This is a genomic window from Aquitalea aquatica, from assembly GCF_013911085.1.
In the GTDB taxonomy this organism is placed as follows: Bacteria; Pseudomonadota; Gammaproteobacteria; order Burkholderiales; family Chromobacteriaceae; genus Aquitalea; species Aquitalea aquatica.
Genome location: NZ_JACERN010000048.1, coordinates 1 through 23,026 on the forward strand (window position 1 = coordinate 1; position 23,026 = coordinate 23,026).

Here is a 23,026-nt window from a genome sequence, read left to right on the forward strand (position 1 = left end):
CCCGCACCGACTACGACGCCGAAGGGCGCGTGCTCAAGAGCACCGCCTACGCTAGGCCGATCAGTCTGGTTGGCCTGCCTGCCATACTGGGCGGAGCCGACATCGGCACTCGTCTGAGTGCAGACCCAGCAGACCGAGTGCAGCGCAATGTCTACGACAAGGACGGGAGACTGACGTACAGCATCGATGTGTTGGGTTACGTCATACAACGCAGCTACGACGCCAACGGCAACGTCACCCAGACAGTGCGCTATGTCAACAAGCTGGTTGGCTCCCTGGCCGACGGGGTGGCTCCGGCCATCGTCAGTGCTGCACCCGCCAGCGGTGCCTATGTGCTGGCCAACAGTGCGCTCGACCGGGCCGAGTATACCGTCTACGACGCCGCCAACCGTGCCACCTTCCAGCGCGACGCACAGGGCTACCTGACCGAATGGCGCTACGACGCGGCGGGCAACCTGACTAGCACCGTGCATTACGCCAATCTGGTTCAGGGGAACTGGGCCAGTAACGTGGCGCCGCAGATCACGGCAACGGCACCAGCCGGTGGCGGAAGCTACGTGGTGCCGCATGCCAGCGACCAGGCGACCCGCACCGTCTATGATGCGGCCGGACGACCGAGCTTCAGCATCGACGCCGAAGGCTACGTCACCTCTCTCCAATACGACGCCAACGGCAAGCTGACGCAGCGCGTGCGCTACGCCAATAGGCTGGTCAGCCCACTGGCTGATGGTGTGGTGCCACAGGTGCTGGATACGGCGCCGGCGAGTGGCGGTGGTTACCTGCTGCGCAATGCGGCACAGGATGCCGTCACCCTGAACACTTACGACAGTGCAGGCCGTCTGATGGATAGCCAGGACGGAGCCGGCAACGTCACCCGGCAGCTGTACGATGCAGCGAGCCGGGTGGTCGGAACGGTGCGTGGATTTGGCACGCCGACCGCCAGCCGCACCCGCTATGTCTACGATGCCGCCGGTCGCATGATGGAAGAGACCCGTGGCGATGGCACGGACGATGCCGCGTCGACCCGCTATCGGCTCGACGCCACCGGCAATCGTGTGGCTGAGATCGACCCGCGCGGTGTCGAACTGGCCGAACACGACAGCGCTTGGGCGCTGGCCGAACGAAAGACACTCGGCTACGTCGACGCCAGTGGTAACGCCAAGACGGTCGCCGTGCTCAGTGTCGCCGAGAAAGACGCATTGCTCGCCCGTTACACCACCAGCCGCCGCTTCGATGCGCTGGGCCGCAAGCTCAGTGAAACCGACGCGCTAGGTGGCGTCACCCGCAGCGAGTACGATGCCTTCGGCAACGCGGTCAAGGTCACTGACCCACGCGGTTACAGCGGCTACTTCTATTTCGACGCTCGAAACCAGTCAGTACTGCACATCGACCCGGCTGGCTACGCCACCGCCAGCGTCTATGACGCCTTCGGCCAGTTGGTGCAGATCACCCACTACGCCAACGCCGTGATTGACATACCGTCAACCGGTACGCCTCCGACTCTCGTCGCCGATGCGGCGCACGACCAGGTCACGCGCCTCGAGCACGACCGCCTGGGTCAGCAGACCAAGATCACCGATGCCGCTGGCCAAAGTGAAACGCTGGCCTATGACGCTTTCGGCAACAAGACGCGCTACACCAACCAGGTCGGCGGTGTGTTCGACTACCGCTACGACCACAACAACCGGCTGATCGAAGAAACGCTGCCGGTCCAGTCGCGCAACGCGGCAGGCCAACTGGTGGCGGTACTCAAGCGCTACGCCTACGACGCACGCGGCAACCGCATCGAGCAAACTGAAGCGGTCGGCCTGCCAGAACAGCGCACCACCGTCTACAACTACGACGCCCTCGACCGCCTGGTCCTCCAGCGTGGCGACGCGGTTCCGACCTTCGTCAATGGCGTGACCGGTGCCACGACACCGACCAACCTCCGCCGCTACGATGCACGCGGCAACCTCATCGAACAGACCGACGCCAACGGCAACAAGACTAGCAGTTGGTTCGACGCCCTCAATCGCAAGGTGGCCGAGCGCAGTGCCACCGGCACGCTGACGCAATGGGACTACGATGATGCTGGAAACGCGATCGCGCAACGCATCTACGCCGACCCGGTTACGCTGCCGGCTGACGGCAGCCGGCCATTGCCGGTCAACGTCGCCAATATGCGTGAAACCCGCTTCCGCTACGACGCCAACAACCGACTGATCGAAACCCGCCTTCCGAACCAACTGGTGGGCAGTCGCAACCCGACTACCGGTAACTACGAAGTCGCTCAGCGAGACCTTGTAAGCACGCGTGCCTACGACGCCAACGGCAACGTCGTGCAGGAAACCGATGCGCGCGGCAACAGCCTCTACCGCTACTACGACAGTCTCGGGCGAAAGACCCTCGAAGTGGATGCGGAACGCTACGCCACGCGTTGGGACTACGACGGTAATGGCAAGGTGACGCGCGAGACGCGCTACGCCACCCGCCTCACGCAAGCGGTCGATGCCACGACCGCCTACGCTACCGTCAACGGCGCCATCGCCATCAGTGCTACCACCGACCGGGTCAGCGAGTTCGTCTACGACCAGCTCGGGCGCGTGCTCGAAGAGCGCTGTCTCGGTGTGCAAACCAGCAATGTCGACGCGAAGACGGGTGCAGTGACAGAGACCTCCGGCACCGTCATCACCCGCTATCTCTACAACGGTCTGGGCAAACTGATCCAGAAAACCGACGCCACGGGCAGTCAGAGCAATTGGCAGTACGACGTCCTCGGCCGCGAGACACGCCGCCAGGATGCCGCCTTCACCGACTACCAGGGCAATATGGTGCGGCCGACCACCGACACCGAGTACAACGGGCTTGACCAGGTGGCGCGCAGTTTGAAGCGAGGTACCGACCAGGCCAGCGAAACCGACGACCAGATCACCCGTTACGGCTACGGCGCTGGCGGACGGCTCCTGAGCCAGACCGACGCCGCTGGTGCCACCACCCAGTACGACTACGATGCTGCCGGTAACGTCACCCGCACCCGGTTGACGCGTCTGGACGCTGACGGCGCCAGCATTACCGATATCACCCACTACCGTTACGATGCGGCCCTCCATCAGATTGAGAAGCGTGACGATGCGAGCGGCGTGCGTTTCGAAACCCGCTACAACGCCTATGGTCAGATCGAGGGCAAGCGTACCGGCACCAGCGGTAGCGGCGATTGGCAAGAGTACGCCGAGTATGACGGTGCCGGCCGACTGAGCAAGAGCAACAGCAGCGGCGGGGTGAGCAAAGCCTATGTCTACGACGCCAATGGCAACGCCACGCTGACGCTTGAATCGGCCGAGGTTGACCAGCGTGGCTTGTCGCTGGAGCAGTTGCTGCAACGCAACGACCTGCGCCGCACGGTGAGTGTCTACGACGCCCGCAACCAGTTGACGGCGACCTATCAGCCGGAGAGCGCGCAGGCGCGCGACCTGGTGGTGGTGAAGCAATGGCAGGGGGGTGTACCGCAGGAGGGCGGTGGTGGTGTGGTGGAGGTTGGTCCGGGGAGTCAGGTGGTTGGTGCGACTGAGACGAACCCGCTGGCCACGGGGAGTGTAGCGGTGATGGGCGGCGCTCCGGGCCAGGTCAAAGCGTGGTTTGCCAGCGTGGTCCCGAAAGTCTACAGCAGGGATACTAGAAACGTCTCTATATATTATGAATATTTTACTGCCAGTAAGCTGCACGTTGAACTGCCTTTGCCAACTGGTGCGGCGGCATATGGTGCAGGCGACTTCGTCGTTAATGTGCAATTTAAAATGAATGGTAAAACCTTTAATGCGCAATACACGCTTGCACCATCGACTACCGCGTTAGTGGGGGATGTGCCGATTTCGGTTGCCTTAAGCGAAATTCAGTATGGGGGAGGCTATTGGATCGGTAGCTCCTCAAGCCAGGGCGAGTTGTCGTTTACGGTTAGCAAGCGATTAGATAACAACCAGCTACAGACGGTTGCGCAAGGGAATTATGCCTCTGGCTGGTCTGGGTTCTTCAAAGGCACGATGGGCGTTGCAATTAGAACGAGCAAGGATGGTGGGTATGATATAAGAACATCGAATTACAGCGGGGTGAATGCCGCCCTTTCGCTGGTGCGCAAAGAATTGCTCATCAAGGGACAGCCGCAGGGGGCCAGTCGCGTTGTGTTGCTCACGCGCCCGGCGGGGAGTAATACGGGCTGGTCGATGGTCGATGTGCCGCCAACGGTAGTCGGGGGGCAGGTATGGCCCGGCCAGTTCTCCCTCGACTGGACCGGTATGGCGCGCGGCAGCTACGACATGCGCTACGTTGCGCTCGACGCCGCCGGCAATGTATTGAACTCCGAACAGGGCAGCCTGGTGCTGTCCGACAGTGCCCCCACCATCACCCAGACGCCGCGTACCATCGGCGGTGCCGGCAAAGCGTTCCTGGATGCCGCCGGGCAGCTCAATATTACCGAGCAGGGCAGTCAGGCGACCAAGGCCACCGTGCGTTTCCGCACGCCCGGTGGTGCCTGGAGCACGGCCTATAGCCTGACTGCGGCCAGTGTTGCCGGCACGACCACTCCGGGCTGGTTCGCGTTCACCCCGGCCAGCTACGGTCTGGCAGCAGGCACGGCGTATGAATACGTGCTGGAAACGCAAACGAGCACTGGGGCCACAGTCGGCAAAGTGGTCGGCAGTTTCACCGCTGGCAACGCCAACGCGGTAGGGGCGCTCACTGCCTACGCGAATCTGCCGCAACTGGTGCACTTCAAGAACCAGCCGCTCACCGCTATTCGCGGCATCCTGCGTTACCGGCTGGCCGGCAGCAGCGGCACCTTCAGTGAAGCCGCCCTGGTCCCGGATGGCAGTGGTGCGTTCTACTGGGACCCGAGTGGCGTCTACACCGGTAGCAGCAGCGCCGACTTCGACTTCGAATACCAGCTGTTCGACGCGGCCGACCAGATGCTGAACTGGGCGAAGGGTCAAGTACGGTTTGGTACCGATAACCGCCTGCTCAGCCATACCGGCCTGCGCCTGCCGAGTGTGGTGACCTTCACCCCGCCGCAGCAAAGCGCTGTCAAGTTGCAGTTCTCCTACCGCCCGGTCGGTAGCAGTGGAGCCTATACCACGGCCACCCTCAGCCGTGCCGCCGGCGCCTTCCGCTTCGATGCCAGCAGCCTGATGCCGGCCAGTGGTAGCGTCGACTTCGAGTACTTCTATCAACTGCTCGACGCCGCCGGGACGCCGCTCCAGACTGAAACCGGCAGCCCGCTGCGCATCGACGGTACGATGCATCTCGGACCGGGCGAAACCGGCAATACCCTCCGTTGGGTGATCACCGGCCTAGCCAGCTCGACCAATGTGATCCAGCGCCAGCAACGCTACAACGCCTTCGGCGAGATCGCTCAGGAGGTCGACGGCCTCGGCCGGGTGACGGACTTCAGCTACACCACCTTCGGCAAGCTGCTACAAAAGCAGGATCCGGAAACCACCATCACCCTGGAGAACGGCTTCCAGCAGCGGGTGCGGCCGACCACGCGCTACTACTACGATGCCATCGGCAACGCCGTGGCGGTGAAGGATGCCAACGGCAACTTCAACCGTCAGGTACTACTGGCCGGCAGTGATGGTGCCACGGTGCGCAACGCTAGCGAGATCCATGCCGACGGTGGTACCAAGCGCTACGGCTATGACGTATACGGCAACCTGCGCTACGTCGTCGATGAAATCGGCCGTCGTACCGACTACGGCTACGACGCAATGAACCGACTGGTGCGTGTCGACCGGCCGCAACGTGCGAGCGGCGGCCCGCGCGGCTACGACGCCTACGACTATGACGCTGCCGGCCGACGCATCGCGCACCGCACCAGCGCGGACGGCAGCACGGTGCTGCGCGACAAGACCTACTACGACAGCCTTGGCCGGGTGATCAAGGTGGTGACCGCTGCCGGGCGCACCACCACCACCGGCTACATCTGGGACACCGCGATCCTCGGTGCCGGGGGCGCGGTGGTCGGTGGCTGGCGCAGCACCGTCACCGATGCCAACGGCCGTAGCCAGATCGACGACACCGACCTGTATGGCCATCGTGTTCGGCACGTCGACCTCGGCGGCCACGTGTTCAACTACCGCTACAACTGGGCCGGCCAGTTGAGTGAGCAGACCGGCAGTACCGGCCAGGCCATCCGCTACGCCTACTACGGTAACGGCTACCTGAAGAGCATCAGCGACCTGGCGCTCGACAGCCTCACACTGTACGAATACGACGCCGAGGGCAACAAGACCTTCGAGGGCTACACCACTGTCAGTGGCGGCACCGCCCGCACCTACTACGAGTACGCCGAGGTCAGCTACGACGAACTGAACCGCGTCAAGGAAATCAAGGATCCGACCTTCACTACCCAGTACGAATACGACGCCGTCGGCAATCGGCGCCATGTGTTCGCCTACTACCACGACGGCATCAACGGCACCCGCAAGACCCAGGACAACTGGTATCGCTACGACGTCATGAACCGCTTCGTGGTCAGTATGGGTAGTCTGAACGGCACGCGCGCTGCTGCTGCCGACGGTACCACTGCCATCACCAAAGGCACGGGCGGTGATGGCGTTGAGATCGCCTACAACGCGGCGGGTGAACGCATCACGGCCACCTACGCGCGCGACGGCCATCGTGAGACCTACGGCTACAGCGCCGACGGCTATCTTGAGACCATGGTGCTCGATGCCAACCCGAACGACGCCACCCCGGGCACGCTGCGTGCCAAGCGCACCAACGACCTGATGGGCCGGGTGACGCAATACAGCGAATACCAGGCCGACGGCGTCAGTGTCTCCAGCAACTCCGTCTCGACCTACGATGCCGACAGCAAGCTGATCAAGCAAGTGGTGGGGAGCGCTACCACCACGTACAACCTGCTGGCAGACGGCACGTTGAACTACTCCTCGCAGGTCGACAGCGGCACCACCGTTACCAGCTACTACGGCTACGAATGGTGGGACGAGGCCAAGCAGTCGACGGTGACAGCCAACCCTTACAACGCCAATGCGCCGGGCTGGAAGAGCGGCACCTCGCACTACACCTACGACATCAATGGCCACCTGAAGGCAGCGATCGACGAAGTCGGCAGCCGCCGCTTCGGCTATATCAGCAACGCCCAGGGGCTGATCCTCAAGCGCGACGAGATTGCTGGTAGCGTCAACCAGCGTCATGACTATTACTACCTCGACGGCCAGCGTGTCGGTGACGTCGGCAACGACAGCGATACACGCATCGACTACGCCCAGGCCCTGGCGCGTGGCAACGCACCGAGCCGCAAGGAGCAGTACAAGCACTGGCAGCCGATTGCCTCAGCCGACTTCGACCAGAACTACGAGCCGATAGGCCCCGGCTACCCCGGCAACACGCCGGGCAGCTACACCGTGCGTGCTGGCGACACCCTGCAAAGCATTGCACGCGCGCTATGGGGCGATAGCGCGATGTGGTACCTGCTGGCCGACACCAACGGGCTGAGCGGCAGCGAAACGCTGAGCGCTGGTCAGACCCTGACGGTACCCAACAAGGTCACCAATGTTCACAACAACAATGGCACCTTCCGGGTATACAACCCTGGCGAAGCGATCGGCGACACCACGCCGACGCTGCCGGATGCGCCGCCGCCGCCGAGCCGTGGTGGGGGCGGTGGCTGTGGTGGGTTTGGCATGGTGTTTGTGGCGGTCATTGCTGTGGTGGCGGTCGTGATGACGGCGGGGGCGGCGGCTGTGGCGATGACTGCCATGACTAGTAGCACAACCTTTGCGGGTGCCATGGCGACTACAGCCGCAGCGGCGGGGCTGAGTACATCTGCTGGCATCATGGCTATTGGCAGTAGTGTATTGGCTGGTGGCTTGGCTGGCGGTATAGGTTTGGCCGCTGCTGCTATCGGTGGTGCTGTCGGTTCAATTGCGAGCCAGGGTGTGGCGATGGCCATGGGCATGCAGGACAAGTTCTCGTGGAGCCAGGTAGGTACTTCCGCGTTAGGCGCGGCGGTGACGTCCGGCGTGGCGTCTGGTGGCTCCACGGCCAGCTCGGGGTGGAGTGGAGCTGCGGCAGCCGGGGGGAGGGCCATGCTGGGCAGTACCCTCACCCAAGGTATTGCCGTGGCAACGGGGATGCAGAAATCGTTCAACTGGACGGCAGTGGCTGCCTCTGGGCTGGGAGCTGCTGCCAGCTTTAACGTTGTTCCGATCTCGAACGCGGCCGGCCCGATGGATAACTTCGTCAACGGTTTGAGCCGCAGCCTAGTGTCCGGTGGGGTGCAGTCGATAGTGGGAGGTGGTAAACCTAACTGGGGAGCGATTGCAGCGGAATCGTTTGGCAGCGCGCTGGGCAATAGCATGGTAGAGCGTCTTGCCACGCAGGAGCGTTTGACGACCGACACGACAGCCCGTTCGGAGGGTGAGGGTATCGATGGTGGGCTGGTGGATGCATTCGCTCCGCGAGATGCCGCAGAGGCAATTGGCTTCCGCAGCAGGGATGATTTTTGGACATTGCAGAGCGATGTGGAAGCCCCCGCAGGTGATGGCGGTCCACGATCGTACAGCGTTCAAAAAGGAGACACTTTCAGTAAGGTCGCGAAGCGGGTAGGGCTTTCTGCCGCAGAGTTGGCCGCCGCCAATCCTGGTGTGAACCAGTTCCGGCTTCGCCCGGGCCAATCACTGGTGATTCCGGAGGAGGGCAGCTATAGCGATGAATATTTGGCAAAGGTGGGCCATTTCCTCGACAAGCAAAATCAGCAGCGCATTGCAGCGAGTGAGGCCGAGCGTATACAAGTATTGGCGGAGAAGATCCACGCCGGCGTGCCGCTGTTGTCGCTAAAGGAACGGTTCACTTCCTCAAATGCACTGGAAGGCCTGCTGATGCCCTTTAGCATGGCGAGCCAGTATGTGGCGGCGGGTGCCAGCTTCAGTCAACCCAAGGCTGAAGCCGTGTCAGTCTCCAGCCTTGCACGTAGTGCTGCATCAGGTTTTGGGCGAGCGCTGTATGGGTTCACCGTTGGTACTGCGGAAAATGCGGGGGATTTGGTTAAGGCCGGTTTGTCGGTGATGTGGAATGAAGCTGGTGGCCGTCAAGTCTGGAATGGCGTAACGGGAAGGGGGGACTCAAACTGGTATCCAGAGATGGCGGGCCCCGTCGCTCAAGCATACCGGGGTGGCGTATCGCAAGGCGCGCTGATACTTTCCAGCGTGCCAGTGTTGAATCTTGTTCCTGCTGCGTTTGATGGCGCTGAAGCAGCATATAATGGGCGGTGGAACCAAGTCGCAGAAATGGGCGGTGGCTTTGCGGCTGGCGCGCTGGGTGGCAAACTTATGGCTAAGTATGGCGGATATGGCCTAAACGTTAGCCTGGTGGATATCAATGCAAGTGGCTTGGGGCGGTATCAAACGGGAGCGCTAGGATTTGATGTTGAGGTGGTGAGGCCGGGTGTTCCAAACAGTGAGGTGCTCTCTGGTGGGCCTAGGCTACTTTCAACCGAAGGTAATGTTGGCACTTATCTTGATCTGATGAACGCTGGCTCTGTGGGCGATAACATCACGCCCCATCATATTCCGTCTGCAAATCGTATGGCCCTTTCGGGTGTTTCAAAAGGAGACGGCATTGCCATAAATATGGAGCAGCCGGTGCCAGGCGTAGGCGGACGGCACCGCGCCACGTTCACCTACGGAACGCAAGCGGATATTAATATGACTCCCCGCGATGCACTTGCAGCAGGTATTTGGGATGCGCGTGCCATTTACCGAGCAGATGGGCTTTACACGCCTCAGATCAGGTCTAGCCTGCAAGAACTGATATGGATGAATAAAGCTAACCACCCCACCATTTTTGTGAAGTGAAGGCGATGAACGCAAAATACGATAACGAACTTCAAACGCTGCGCCGTGAGATCGAAACGGGGGGGGCACGCACCTTGGTAATAGACGCGTGTGTTGACGTCTTGTTGGCCGAGGGCGGCAAGAGCTTGGCTGCAGATTTGCTTTCAATGTTGTCCGACAAGGCTGAATACGATGAAGGGATGTTTACCCTTGTTCACGCCGCTGAATCGCTTGATGTAGCTCCGTATGTGTCATATGTATCGGCGCTGCTTTCGGTATTTCCAGCACTTTTTACGTCGTCGCCACGTTGGGCATCCATCATTCTCATGCGAGTTATTAATGGCGATGCAAGCCGGCACGAGCTAGTCCGGCAACTCCGTAGTGCTCCAGCACCGGTAAAGGAGTCAGTTCGCGTCATGTGTGCTCGAATTAACGAAGTAAGTCCGGAATTTTTGAGCAAGACTGTGCCGGTAACTTTGGCTGCGGCGTAATTTACGGCTGTACTGTGCAATCGTAGTCAGGTGGAGCGGGCGAACCGGGGGGGGGCGCGTATTGAATCAGCCTACTCATTGCTTGGTATCGAAGATCGGCGCATCTCCATCGGGGATGCGCCGATTGTCGTTTCTGAGCACGTTCAGTCGAACCCTTTCCCCCTTCCGAAATCGGTCACGCATCACGCACGCTTACGTGCCGTCCCATAAAAGTGGCTAAAGCGTTGAGTGGCGAAGGGAGATCAGGTCACACCTCCCAGGGTGGCCGCTGCCGGTCCGGGGCCGGGATGGGCAGCGTGCCGCGTCAAGTTGGGCAAGATGGAGTCAGCAGGGACAAGGGGGGGCGTAAGCGAAACGGATGACGCGAGGTCAGCAAAGTTAATACGTTGGCACGGACTAGGGCGGTTCAAGCCGGCGATTCGGCGTGAATGGCGGCCGCTGCTCGCCGGTAGCGGAGCAGTAGCAAGCCAGCCGTTCCCATCAATGACTTGCGCCGAATCTGCTACCTCTGAGTAGCAGAGTATTTCTCCGCTATAAAACAATTCCCTCATTCAATCAGTCACTTGCCGCGCACCGGGAGGTGCGTAGGGTTTAGGCCCGAATTTAAGGGGCTGATCCGGTGAATCCGGTAATGCCAAAAGCATTTATATTGCCGAGCTGCCGTTAAAATGAGTCCCATTCTGCCGGATCGGGCCAGGCCTGATCCACCGCCGGGCAGGTTAACGAATGGATAACAGCTAGTGAACAAGTGGCGAACAAACGGGGAACCGCTGGATAACATCCGGATAACAAAAGGTGAAGCATGTGCAGGAGGTGCAGACGGCAACGTCACCCGGTTCGGCTGATGCTTTCTGGACGCTGAAAAAGTTGCGGCTCAAATCTACCCTGGCGGTCGCGTGACACCTCAGTTAGGCCTCGCTTTCCGGCTCTTGCTGGTGGCATTGAGCACCGGCTCGTTTTGGCCATGACAAAGGTGTGCGGGCATTTAGGCATCCAGCGCGTTCTCGACAGGCGGCTTAGTCAGCAGCTTGAGTAGGCCGTTCTCACCAATGAGGTCTTCGGGCTTCTGGTAATTGGCCAGCAAGCTGTCCAGTAGTGCGTCAGGTACATCGTGCTTTTTCGAACTCATTGTGTCTCCAGACTAGGTAGCTGTTTCCTACTAAATGTTTGTTTACACAAAATTCAGTACATTCTCGGCCTAGTGATATGAGCGTTGAGTTCCTACGGATGGCCGATTTTTGAGTAGGTTTTCTGGTTTTGATTGGATTGGGCGACGTCCTCCTAGTATTGAGTAGCACCTGACTTTAGGGTCCAATCAGCCCTACATGGAGATTGGACATGAAGAAACGTTTCACCGAAGAACAGATCATCGGCTTCCTGCGCGAGGCAGAAGCCGGCATGCCTGTTGCACAGTTGTGCCGCAAATACGCCTTCTCGGAAGCCAGCTATTACCTCTGGCGCAACAAATTCGGCGGCATGAATGCGACGCCCCCCCACTTTCAGTAGCAGAGGGCTTTAGAGTCCGGGCTTAATTTACCTGATTTCTCAGCAAGTGATTCGGCATAGGCCGCTGGCGTCAAACCACCCAGTGCTTTCTTCGGCCTTTCATTGTTGTATTCCCTTCGCCAGGCTTCGATAACAACCTGGGCATGGCGCAGGCTGGTGAACCAGTGTTCGTTCAGGCACTCATCCCGGAAACGTCCGTTAAAGGATTCGATATAAGCGTTCTGATTGGGCTTGCCCGGCTCAATCAGAAAGAATTGAACCCCACGGGCGTGCGCCCAGCTCAACATCGCACGGCTGCAGAACTCCTTGCCGTTATCGGTCCGGATGGCTTTGGGCAAGCCACGTGTCTTGGCTAGTTGGTCGAGGACGCGCGTCAGATGCAGGCCTCCCATCGCCCGCTCTGGAACAATGGCGACTGCTTCATGCGTGGCATCATCGACCACTGTCAGATTCTTGATGACACGCCCCTCTGCCGTCCGGTCGAACACAAAGTCCATCGACCAGACCTGATTGGCCGCCAAAGGGCGAGCTAGTGGGTGACGGTCTGCCACGGGAATTTTCTTGCGCTTGCGCCGGCGAATTTGCAGACCGGCCTCGGCATAGAGTCGATCTACCCGCTTGTGATTGACCAGCATGCCGCTCTGTCGCAGCTTCAAATAGATCATGCCGGCCCCATAGCGTCGGTGCCGTTGCGCGAGCGCGATGATCTGCGCTTTCAAGGCGGCATTTCGGTCAGTGGCGGGCTGGTAGCGGTATGAGCTGGGGCTCATGTCGGCCAGACATAGCGATCGACGCTCGCTAAGCCCTTTGCCCACAAGATGGCGCACCAGCTCCCGCCGTGACGGTACGCTTACCACTTTTTTCGCAGGGCCTCTTTGGCAATCTCGTTCTCGAGCATGGTCTCGGCCAGGAGCTTCTTCAGCCGTGCGTTCTCAGTTTCCAGCTCCTTGAGACGCTTGGCCTCGGAGACATTCATGCCGCCGAATTTGTTGCGCCAGAGGTAATAGCTGGCTTCCGAGAAGGCGTATTTGCGGCACAACTGTGCAACAGGCATGCCGGCTTCTGCCTCGCGCAGGAAGCCGATGATCTGTTCTTCGGTGAAACGTTTCTTCATGTCCAATCTCCATGTGGGGTTGATTGGACCCTAAAGTCAGGTGCTACTCAATACTGGGGGGACGTCGCTGCTATCGACGGTGTCGAGGCGGTTATGCTGAGGAGATTTTGGCGTTTCCAACAAAAATAAGGCCGGCATCCGCGTGGGATGCCGGCCTATGTTTTAGCGATTCCGGCGCGACGCCCGGTGGCTAAGGTCACAGGAGACTTGTAGCCGAGTGTCACCCCTGCGAGTGCACCGTACGGCCGTTACCACATCAGTGGCTTATTCAAAACTGTCAAACTTGGGAGTAGTCTATCCGAGCAGACCCAAAGTATTTTTCAACAATTGCAGATCTGCGTACACTTTCACTTACTTCTTTGTTAAATTTGTCAGGATAAATTACTTCCAGAGTTGGCTTGCCATTGCTTATAAAATAAGCACTGCTACTCCACTCGACTTTTGCATCTTGCTTACCCCATTCCTCTCTGAGCGAATAAAACAAATCGCTCAAATCCTTTCCTCCAAAATTGAATATCGGAATTTTGCAATCCTGTCTTGCAAAGAACAGGGATACAGATATAACGCCATCATCCGCCTCTGCATACGCAAGAGCCTTTGAAACATCATCTCCAACCATGTCTAAAATTTGATTACCTATTGACTGAAACAATTCCTCGATTACGGTGTTCATAATTATCTCCCGCCTGGTCGATTATAGAAAAATTTCTCATTGGGGATGTCGTCAATCCAATAACGCACATGCAGTGTGTCTGGTCTCAATGAGTCACCCACATATGAAGGTCGTATCTGAACACGCACTGGTAAGTTCTGTTGGAGCGCCGTATCCCATGAATTCTCAAGGGTTCTGTATGCCCCCATATTGAAATTACCATTTTGTGCAAAATGGTTAAAATCATCTAGCGGCCCATTGAATCTTCGGCCTATGTAGTGACCGCCCTGATCATCAGGCAAGCGATATTCCCCACCAGCCTTTAGCTGAGCTGATGGATTGCGGCCTTGCGCGGGATTTCTCACGAGATTTGCATCGACAAGCTCGACGCGACCAGCCTCATCTCGCAAGTAAGAATACCCATTTCTAATTTCAGCTTGACGAGCAACGGTAGCAGCTTCACTGCTTGGGACTACCCTCTCCGCCGCCCTTAACTCCAACTCACGCGCAGCTGAGCGGAAACCGCCCTTGGTCAAGCCCTCCACTAGGCTATCACCACCCAGGGTCACTCCATCAAGTACCGCCAAACCACCATACAGTGCCGCGGCACCCCAGCGGCCATCCCCCACGGCGTGCTTGAAGTCGATAACGTTATCGTATACCGGAATCGATATATATGGCCTCAGCGTATGGCCAACCAACTCCATCGTCGTTGGTCTGCCAGACTGATACTGACTAGTAATCCGCGACAATCTGGCAAACTGCATTCCATCATCGGCCTGCAAAGCTTGCAGAGCCGCCAAGGCCATGCCGTTGCTCTCTTTCATCCGAATAACTACGCTCGGATTCAGAATCCTAGCAACGTCACCGCTTTCTTTCAACGTATCGTTGCGAATGCTATCCAGCAACTCAAAGGCCGCCTGTCTAGTAGCAAAATCCTTGGATTTCAGGCCGGCAATCAACAAACTATCGTTCTCTTTATCCTCTCGATTCAGTGAAGCAATCACTGCCTGAGCTTGTTCCAGATCATTACCTGAGAAGCGTCCAGCCTTGACTCCGGCCTCCAACCTTGCCCTTATCACCCTGTCGTTGTGGAACAGGAAATTATTCTCGGTGACGTTCTGCCCTGCATCGCCTGCAGTAAAAACATCACCACCGAAAGTTTGTGCTGCTGCCGCGCCAGCAATCCGGCTCAATTGCGGCAGAATCATCTGACGTGCGCCATCATCCATGCCGAGCGACTCATCCAACCATGGTACAGCCTCAGAGGCGACTCCAGCCCCAACCGCCGCAGCCATTGCGTCACGACCTTGCCATTCGGCACCAACCGCACCCACTGCCATATGGGCCAACATGCGCTTGTAGCCGCCCTCTCCCCAGCTGCCTTCCGACTGCTGGCTGCCATAGTCGCCCACCGCGCGCGCGCCGCTTTGCAGAAAAGCGCGTCCCCAAGCCGCACGACCACGCTCACCACCGGCGAAGTTCGCCGCCGCCGACTGCAGAAAGTTGCCCGGCATGCCCGCAAGCGTCTGGGACAAGTCCTTGGATATTCCCATACCATCGGTCATGCTCTGCATATTCTGGCGCAGGTCATCGCCCCAGCCTGACCTACCAAACACCGCTACCATCTCACTGGCAGCGATCGCGCTCCAGCTGAACGACTTTTGCTGGCCAGTGGCCATCGCCACGCCCTGCATCGCTGCATTGCTGACCGCCACCTGAGCATATGGTGCGGCAGCGCCGAAGGTATTAGACAAGGCACTGCTCATCTCGCTGCTCTGCACTACGGAACCTACGCCTGCACTCAGACCCGAACTTAACGCAGAAGTACCTACCTGACTCCACGAGAACTTGTCCTGCATGCCCATGGCCATCGCCACACCCTGCCCAACGATGGAGCCAACCGCCCCTCCCACAGCAGCAGCCAGCATGGTGCCGCCTAAGCCTATAGCAGAAGTTCCACTCAGCACAGCAGCACCAGCAGAGAATATGGTGCCGCTGGCACCCATCGCCACTGCCGCCGCCCCTGCCGTCATCACAACGGCAACAACAGCAACAACGGCGACTAGTACTTTGCCCAGCCCCCCGCACCGGCCACCTCCACCATGGGAATCTGGCGACGGCGGTGGAGGCGGTGCATCGGGCAGGGTCGGCGAAGTGTTACCCATCGCTTCGCCTGGGTTGTAGACACGAAAGGTACTGCTGTTGTTGTGTATGTTGGTGACTTTGTTTGGCACTAGCAGTTGCTGGCCTGACTTAAGAGCCTCGGTCCCGGACAGGCCATTGGCGTCGGCCAACAGGTACCACATTGCACCATCACCCCACAGTTCACTGGCGATGCTCTTGAGTGTGTCGCCGTTGCGGATGGTATAGCGGTTAGGCACTGTGCCTGGATAATTAGGACCAATGGGCTGGTAGTTCTGGTCGAAGTCTGCAGATGCAATCGGTTTCCAGTCGCGGTACTGATCCTTGCGACTAGCAGTACTGCGCATAGCTAGCGCCATCCCGTAGTCAACGTTGTTTTCGTTGTCACTACCATCGTTGCCAACATCACCCACCCGCTTGCCATCCAGGTAGTAATACATATGCTGCTTGTTGATCAACGGTGCAGACCCTGTGCTAGCCGATACTTCATCTCGCAGCAGGATAAGTCCCTGTGCGTTACTGGTATAACGAAAGCTACGCTTGCCCTCTTCATCGAGTGCCTCACTCAGGTGGCCGTTGACATCGTACCGATAGTGCGAAATGCCTTTTTTCCAACCAGGAGCATCCTTGTTGTAAGGCTGGGCAGTAAGCGTAGATTGCTTGGCCTCATCCCACCACTCATAGCTATAGTAGGAGTCGACAGTCGTGCCGCCGTCCACTTCCCTACTGTGGTCCACCGTGCCATCAGCCATCAGACTGTTGGTAATGTGCTTGCTGCCAGAAACCTGGTCCAACAATTTGCCGTCGGCATCGAAGATGGAAGCATTGCGCAGGCTTTCGGTCTTACCGTCAGGCTTGTACTCGACATAGGCTGTAGCACGACCAAGCATATCGTTCACCCGATACGAGGCGAGCACACCGTTGATCGTCGCCTTCTCCAGATAACCGTCCGCTGTATAGCTGTACTGCTCATTGTGACCGTCGCGGAAATAGGCTGCCGTCACTCGCTCGCCGGCGAGATTGTAAGCGAGCTGGGCTGCGCCCTTGTTATTGACCGCCTTGATTGTTCCCTTACCACGCTCCCCTACCAAAACACCCATGGTCACTACGAAGCGGTTCATCGAGTCATAACGATACCAATTGTCTTGGCCGCTCATCTGACCATTGGCACCGTCATGATAATAAGCAACCACCCTGCGCTTATTGCCTAAAGCATCATACTCATACGTTGTCTGGAACTTGGGATCGATGATGCTCGTCATCCGGTTCCGTTCGTCGTACGTGATGTCCGCATATTGGTAATAGGTCCGATGCGAAGCCGATAGCGTGGTATAGCCCTCAAAGATTTTGTTTCCGTCCGCGTCGTACTCATATAGCGAATAGCTGTCCAGCGTCCGGTCGGAAATGCTCTTCAGATAGCCATTGCCATAGTATTCGTAAACAATGTCCTGCCCGGTGTCACTGCTGTTCTGGGCAGTGAGCTGACCGGTAAAGCTGTACCGATAGTTGAAGGTATGGTTACCTAGATCTACATGCCTCACTTTGTGTCCATACAGATCTGCATCATCTACTTGGCTGCGTCCATTTGCGTCCGTCACGGTAGTCCGCCACCCCCCCACAACTGCGCCACCAGCTCCCAGAATGCCGGCATCCCAGGCATAACTGGTACGGGTGTTGCGCCCAGCAGCGGAGATCACCAAAGTTACACGTCCCAAGCTGTCGTAATAGGTCCGATCGCGCAAGATAGCTTTACCGTCAGTAGCGCTATGAGCAACCCGCAGCCCTGCTGCGTCATACTCGTAGGCATCCCATCCTCGGGTGCCATCTATGCGCTGCGGCCGGTCAATACGGACCAGCCGGTTCATCGCGTCATAGCTATAATCGGTACGGCGGCCAACCTCATCCACTACGTAGCGGGCATTGCCGAAAATATCATAACCAGTGCTCTTGCGACCGCTATCGGCATGGAATTCCACCGAGGTCTTGGCATTATTCCCCACACTACCCGCCAGTATCTGCAACGTATTGGTGCCACCATCGTCCTGCACACCCAACTGATTGCCCATTGCGTCGTAATAGTAATGGGTATTGGCGCGCATCCGGTACTGATAACCATTCTCGGTGGTGGCACTGGTTATCGGGTCTAGCTTACTCTGCAGCTTGCCAAGCACCGAATAACTAAAATCAGTAACGTTGCCACGGCCATCCACCTCCTGTACAACTTCTCCAAATGCATTGAATGACTGCTGCCGATGAATAGTTCGACTAGTATCAGCCATACCGGTGATCACCCATTTGAGCTGGCCATCCGGCACATCAGTACCCAGGTTCAGAGTACCGGAAACTACGACAGGGTTATCTGCGGGGGTTTTCAACACAGTTCCCCGCTCATCCTGCAGGTTATAGAAGTACTCGTATTGTTGCGCCCCGCCTACTTGCATCAATGCCGTAGCATCAAAATGGAAGCTACCATCACTGCCTTTCTGCAGAATAGTTTGTTGATATACGCCAGTACTCCCCACTGGACGGTATTGCAAGATCAACTTGGCGGAGTTGGCCGGCACTGCCGAGAAGGTCACCATCTGACTCTTGGTAAAGCTAAGAACTCGGCGATCTGCACCCAGCCGGAATATGCCCTGACCACCATCCAACATCTGGCCAGCAGCATCTCGCAGCACAAACTGGAACTCGTAATCCTGGCTGCCGGTAACCGGCGCCTGGGCCGAGCCATCCCAATATAGTTCGCCAGGACTCCCCACCATCGGTGCTTCGGTAAACGCGCCAGTACTGCCAACAGGACGAAAGCGCATCACCCCACTGACTACTCCCGATAACAATTTCTGAACATGAACGTTCTGCGGCAAGGTCGAATAATCGACAGGTTGAGTCACACTATTAGCAACACCAACAGTGAAGCTACCGGTCACTTTGCGTATGGAATTACCGTTCTTATCCTTGGACTCCAACAAATACTCGTACGGCTGTCCCTGTGCCAGGGACGCGGAGGAAGGGATAACTTCAAACCAGCCGCTACTTTGCCCGAGCAGATTGTTGGTACCAAGCTGTTTCGGCGCAGACCAAGCACCACCTGGGGAGCGAAACGCTATCGTCGCTTGAGTAGCATCCCCACCTAACCCCATTATTTCAAGATAACCAGAACTCGCCATCACTGCCTGCCCGCCGCTGCCCGCATCCAGCTTGCTCGCCTGGAAGGATGAGCCGCTACTTCCCAACGTCAAAAAACCTTGCTGGCTATTCACTACATTATTCTTACTATCTAAGGACAGATAGCGCATTTCGTAACGGCCTTGCGCCATTTTGCTGTAATCAAAGGTGTACCAACCTGGCGTGTTATAAAGTTTGTCTATCAGCGCTGGATAGGCGGCCCAAAGTGGAGGCACTTCCTGGAAAGTCCAGCCAACATTACTCCCTACGGGGCGGGTCAACATAATCATGCGACTGGTATTGTTCGGCTGCCCCTCAAAGTGGATAAGGTCGCAGGTGATATCCGACTGGATACCGGACATGTTGGAAACAACACCCTTTCTTGAATAGGTTGCTACCGGAATATCCAGCAGCCCCACCTGCTTGGTCACTACAACTGTGATGTTCAGCTTGGACGTGAATGCAAAATATGGGGACTCGAGTGTCGCACGACTCGTCAACATATCGTCAGAGAGATGAACGCGGAAGCCGTTTCCATCCCATTGTTCAAATATGCGGTCCAGCTGGAGATGCTGACTAAGTGCCTCATTATTAGGTGCATAGTTGTTCTGGGTGGTAGCTAACTTATCCACTTTGAGGGACAGTTTATATTTGCCATTACCCAACTCCATCGCTGATGGCACACGCACGATGAAATCTAAACCATGGATGGTGACATCGGTTACCTGATTACCATTACTCACCCAGCGGTTGACCGTAGATGGTCCGAAGGTGAAGTCCATCGTTCCACGACCACCGTGACTTGGCACTACATCTCCGCCAACGATCGGCCCACTAGCACTGGTACCCTGGTTGTCAGAACCGATGCTAATCAAACCGCCACTAACCGACGAGATATCCTGCCAACGCTGTACAGATACCTGATCGCGGGCATTCGCCATTTTGGGCTGGTAAGTACCGATAGACTGATTACGCTTATCGTATTCATTGATTGTTAGGCTAAGCCTTGCATCGTTCAGCATTCCCTGCAGCTGGTCCTGGCTTAACGCCCTCAAATCCACAGAGGCTGACTCAATCGACAACGTCGCATTACCGTTGGCATCGTAGAAATAAGCTTTGGTCGCGCCATTGCCGCTATTAGACCTGATTGCCCGGCCCGCACCGTCATACTCGGAGAACTCCTGCCATGGACCGGATAGGTCGGCACTAGTACGCTTACCATTGATCTGGCCATAAGCGTTGTAGCGAGTCTCAAAATGAATACCGGATGCGATATCAATCTTGTCGATCTGGTGCCCAGCGGCATCATAACGATAGCGTGATTCGTCATTCACTCTTTGTCCGTCGGCGTTGAACCTGTCGCGACGGGTAGCCGTCACATTACCAATCAAGTCGTATTGGTATTCAATCACGACGCCGGATGGATCCACTTGGCGGAGCAGCCTCCCGCCAATTCCATAAATAGACGAGGAGACTTGGTCTGCTGCGATGCCGTCACCTTTCTGGATTAACCGAACTACCTGGTCCAGACCGTTGTATTCGCTGTCTGTGGTAGGGCGAACCTGCACACCGCGATAATCTGTAAAGGCAACGTCCTGATGCTCCAACTCACGCCCCAGTGCATCATAGATCCAATTGCTGATGCCCCCGTTGGCATCATTCTTTTGTGCCACCTTACCCAATGCATTGTACGAATAATGGGTCACAGCCCATTTGCGCACCTCATTAACACCACCGTTGCCATTGACGGCAGCAATCAGGACATTGACTTGAGTCTCATCCGTCACCCGCCCCATCACGTCATAGGTGAAAGTACGTTGGCGATCATTGTTTGCATCACGCTTGAGCGCCGCATATACGCTCCCCCATGTGCTGCTAGCTACAGTAGGAGTTTGCAGTCGATTGACGTACCGCGTTTCAACTTGAACATTGCCGTTACTATCGTAATCCCAGCTAGTGGCGTAGTTTTCAGCATCAACCTCCATCGTCTTTCGTCCAGCAGTGTCGAAATAACGATAGATGGAGTTACCACGGGCGTCGGTTTCTTGAGCGACATTACCATTAGCATCATAGAATCTGCGCGTCACTACATCGCCACGGGACAGTTCATAATTGCCGGTGGTGGTGTTACGAACACCTAACCATTGATTTGTAATCCGCGTTTCGATTAACCGATTATTCGCATCGTAGCCATAGCGGGTCTCCCGAACCCGGTCCGCGTCGACCGGCTCAGGTTGTCCACCATCAGAAGGGATGGCGACCGGATCAGCATACACTCTTTGTCGGACCATATTGCCGACTACATCGTAATCCCATAGTGTTAACGTCCCTACAGAATTGCGCTCGGCACATTTGCGCCCCAGAGCATCAAACCATGTTCGGGTCGCATTTCCACCCGCATCTATGGCGACAATCAAATTACCCACATTGTCATATTCACGGCGCTGAGTCGGTGAGGCCGAACTGGCGACTCCGTCCACCAAGACAGGTACGCGATCCCCGATTTGGGCCACCAAACGGTCTAACGCATCATACTGATACTCTGTAACGCGTTGTTCGGGGAGATTCACAGCTTCGATCTGCCGGATGCGGTTGCCTCGCGCATCGTATTCGTAACGTTTGACCACCGGTACCATCTGGCCCACGGCGTTGCGCGCCTGAACAGGCAACGTTTCGCGGATTAGCCGACCGATATGGTCGTATTCGTAAGAGAACCGGCCACCGGCCTTGTTCACATAGAGGATTCGGTTGCCAAAGGCATCATAACCATAACTTTCAGAAATGCCGTCCCCTCCCGTAGTCTTCACTTGCAGATTTCGGCGGTCATACTCAGCAACGGTCACCATGTCATGGGCGGGATCCACCTGCAATGAAGGCATCTGCGACGGTTTGCCAGAACCGTTAAGCATCCGTGAATAGCGGGTAATACGCGTCGCCTTCCCAAATGCGTTATAAACAGTGGCTGTTGCATAACCCAATGGGTCAACCTGCAACACCTGCTTATTGTTACGATCAAAATAGAACACACCACTGTTTCCACGCGCATCAGTCAGCCGCACCACGTTCCCGAAGGCATCGTACTCACTGCGGGTAACATTACCCAACGCGTCGATCTCCGATAGAGTATGACCAGCACCATCAAACGTTCGACGTTTGAGATGGCCGGCGGCATCGGTCTCGACAACTCGGTTTCCGACGGCGTCCAACTGATAACGGGTAGTAGCGGCCAGCGAGGTGCCATCAGCGCGAGTCTCAGCTACACGGCGCCCCGCCCTGTCGTAGTCATAACGGGTGCTGCTAGCCACAGAGCTGCCATAGCCCTGCGTCTGAACGGATAGCTGTCCGGCCGCATCATACTCGTTGTGAACGATGTTACCTTCGGCATCGACGCTATCCACCAACCTGCCCGCGCTGTCATACCGGTTGACTATTTTCACGTCCTGCTGACTCGGAACAACCTCTGGAGCCATGCCAGGCTCTGGCATCACAGCCAGTCGATTTGCATATTTTATCGTTTGAAGAGAGTGCCCTACAGCATCGTAGATTGTCCCGGTAACATAACCCTCCGCCTCGATAACAAAGGTTGGTCGCCCTGCAGCATCGTAGACCGTACTACCCATCTGATCGTTGGCAGGATCTGCTACGATAGATGCCGGGTCAGCACCCGCCACCAAAGACTTAGCAAAACGGATGAACCTGGTCTGATTACCGGCAGCATCGTAGATATGGCGGGTTACATAACCTTCGCCATCGACTGTAAACACCGCGCGGTTAGCCGCATCATAAACTGCAGACTCTATCTGATCCCCGGCGGATACCAATACTATCGGCATAGCTCCAGCTGTCGATGGTATGGACGCCAAGTTGGCGTAACGCGTAGTCTGCGTTACGTTACCAGAGGCATCATAACTGTATTGTGTGGCATAACCTTGGCCATCCACGCGGTAGCGGGCCCGGCTATCCTTGTCATAATACGTAGTCAAAACCTGATCAGCCGGGTCTGCACTCAGACGAGTGCCGATGTCGGCTCCGCCCAGTATGGCAGGCAGGCCAACCAGACTGATCGGCCTAGCGTAGGCGGTGCTCTTGAGCACGCGCCCTTCGGCGTCGTAGTCGGTGCGGG

General features: G+C 57.2%; 6 protein-coding genes and 1 pseudogene. 3 read left to right on the forward strand and 4 right to left on the reverse strand.

Going from position 1 to position 23,026, the window contains the following annotated elements:
• Nucleotides 1-137: 137 nt before the first annotated feature.
• Together H2Z84_RS21030 and H2Z84_RS21035 are read left to right on the forward strand one after the other, a co-directional pair.
• A complete protein-coding gene (locus tag H2Z84_RS21030; protein ID WP_220272938.1) occupies nucleotides 138-9,851 on the forward strand; it encodes a LysM peptidoglycan-binding domain-containing protein in 9,714 nt (3,237 codons plus the stop codon).
• 5 nt (nucleotides 9,852-9,856) lie between these two features.
• A complete protein-coding gene (locus tag H2Z84_RS21035; protein WP_181837729.1) occupies nucleotides 9,857-10,321 on the forward strand; it encodes an Imm30 family immunity protein in 465 nt (154 codons plus the stop codon).
• Between the two features lie 985 nt (nucleotides 10,322-11,306).
• On the opposite strand, the gene H2Z84_RS21620 is transcribed toward H2Z84_RS21035, so the two are convergent.
• The gene (locus tag H2Z84_RS21620; RefSeq protein WP_181837730.1) at nucleotides 11,307-11,450 is read right to left on the reverse strand and encodes a hypothetical protein; all 144 of its coding nucleotides are present in this window, start codon (nucleotides 11,448-11,450) and stop codon (nucleotides 11,307-11,309) included.
• A 209-nt stretch (nucleotides 11,451-11,659) separates the two neighbouring features.
• Here H2Z84_RS21620 and H2Z84_RS21045 point away from each other — a divergent pair.
• Nucleotides 11,660-11,803 (forward strand): annotated as a pseudogene (locus H2Z84_RS21045) (transposase); the annotation flags it as partial.
• Between the two features lie 17 nt (nucleotides 11,804-11,820).
• Here H2Z84_RS21045 and H2Z84_RS21050 read toward each other — a convergent pair.
• From H2Z84_RS21050 to H2Z84_RS21060, 3 genes are all read right to left on the reverse strand, one after another.
• Nucleotides 11,821-12,941, reverse strand: a protein-coding gene (locus H2Z84_RS21050) for an IS3 family transposase (protein WP_181837731.1) whose coding sequence is annotated in 2 segments (ribosomal slippage) — nucleotides 11,821-12,683 and nucleotides 12,683-12,941 — 1,122 coding nt in all. Because the reading frame shifts where the segments join, the coding sequence is not laid out codon by codon here.
• 277 nt (nucleotides 12,942-13,218) lie between these two features.
• Nucleotides 13,219-13,614: an immunity protein YezG family protein gene (locus tag H2Z84_RS21055; RefSeq protein WP_181837732.1), complete on the reverse strand. Its 396-nt coding sequence runs from the start codon at nucleotides 13,612-13,614 to the stop codon at nucleotides 13,219-13,221.
• A gap of 2 nt (nucleotides 13,615-13,616) precedes the next feature.
• A complete protein-coding gene (locus H2Z84_RS21060) occupies nucleotides 13,617-22,997 on the reverse strand; it encodes a DNA/RNA non-specific endonuclease (RefSeq protein ID WP_220272939.1) in 9,381 nt (3,126 codons plus the stop codon).
• Nucleotides 22,998-23,026 lie beyond the last annotated feature (29 nt).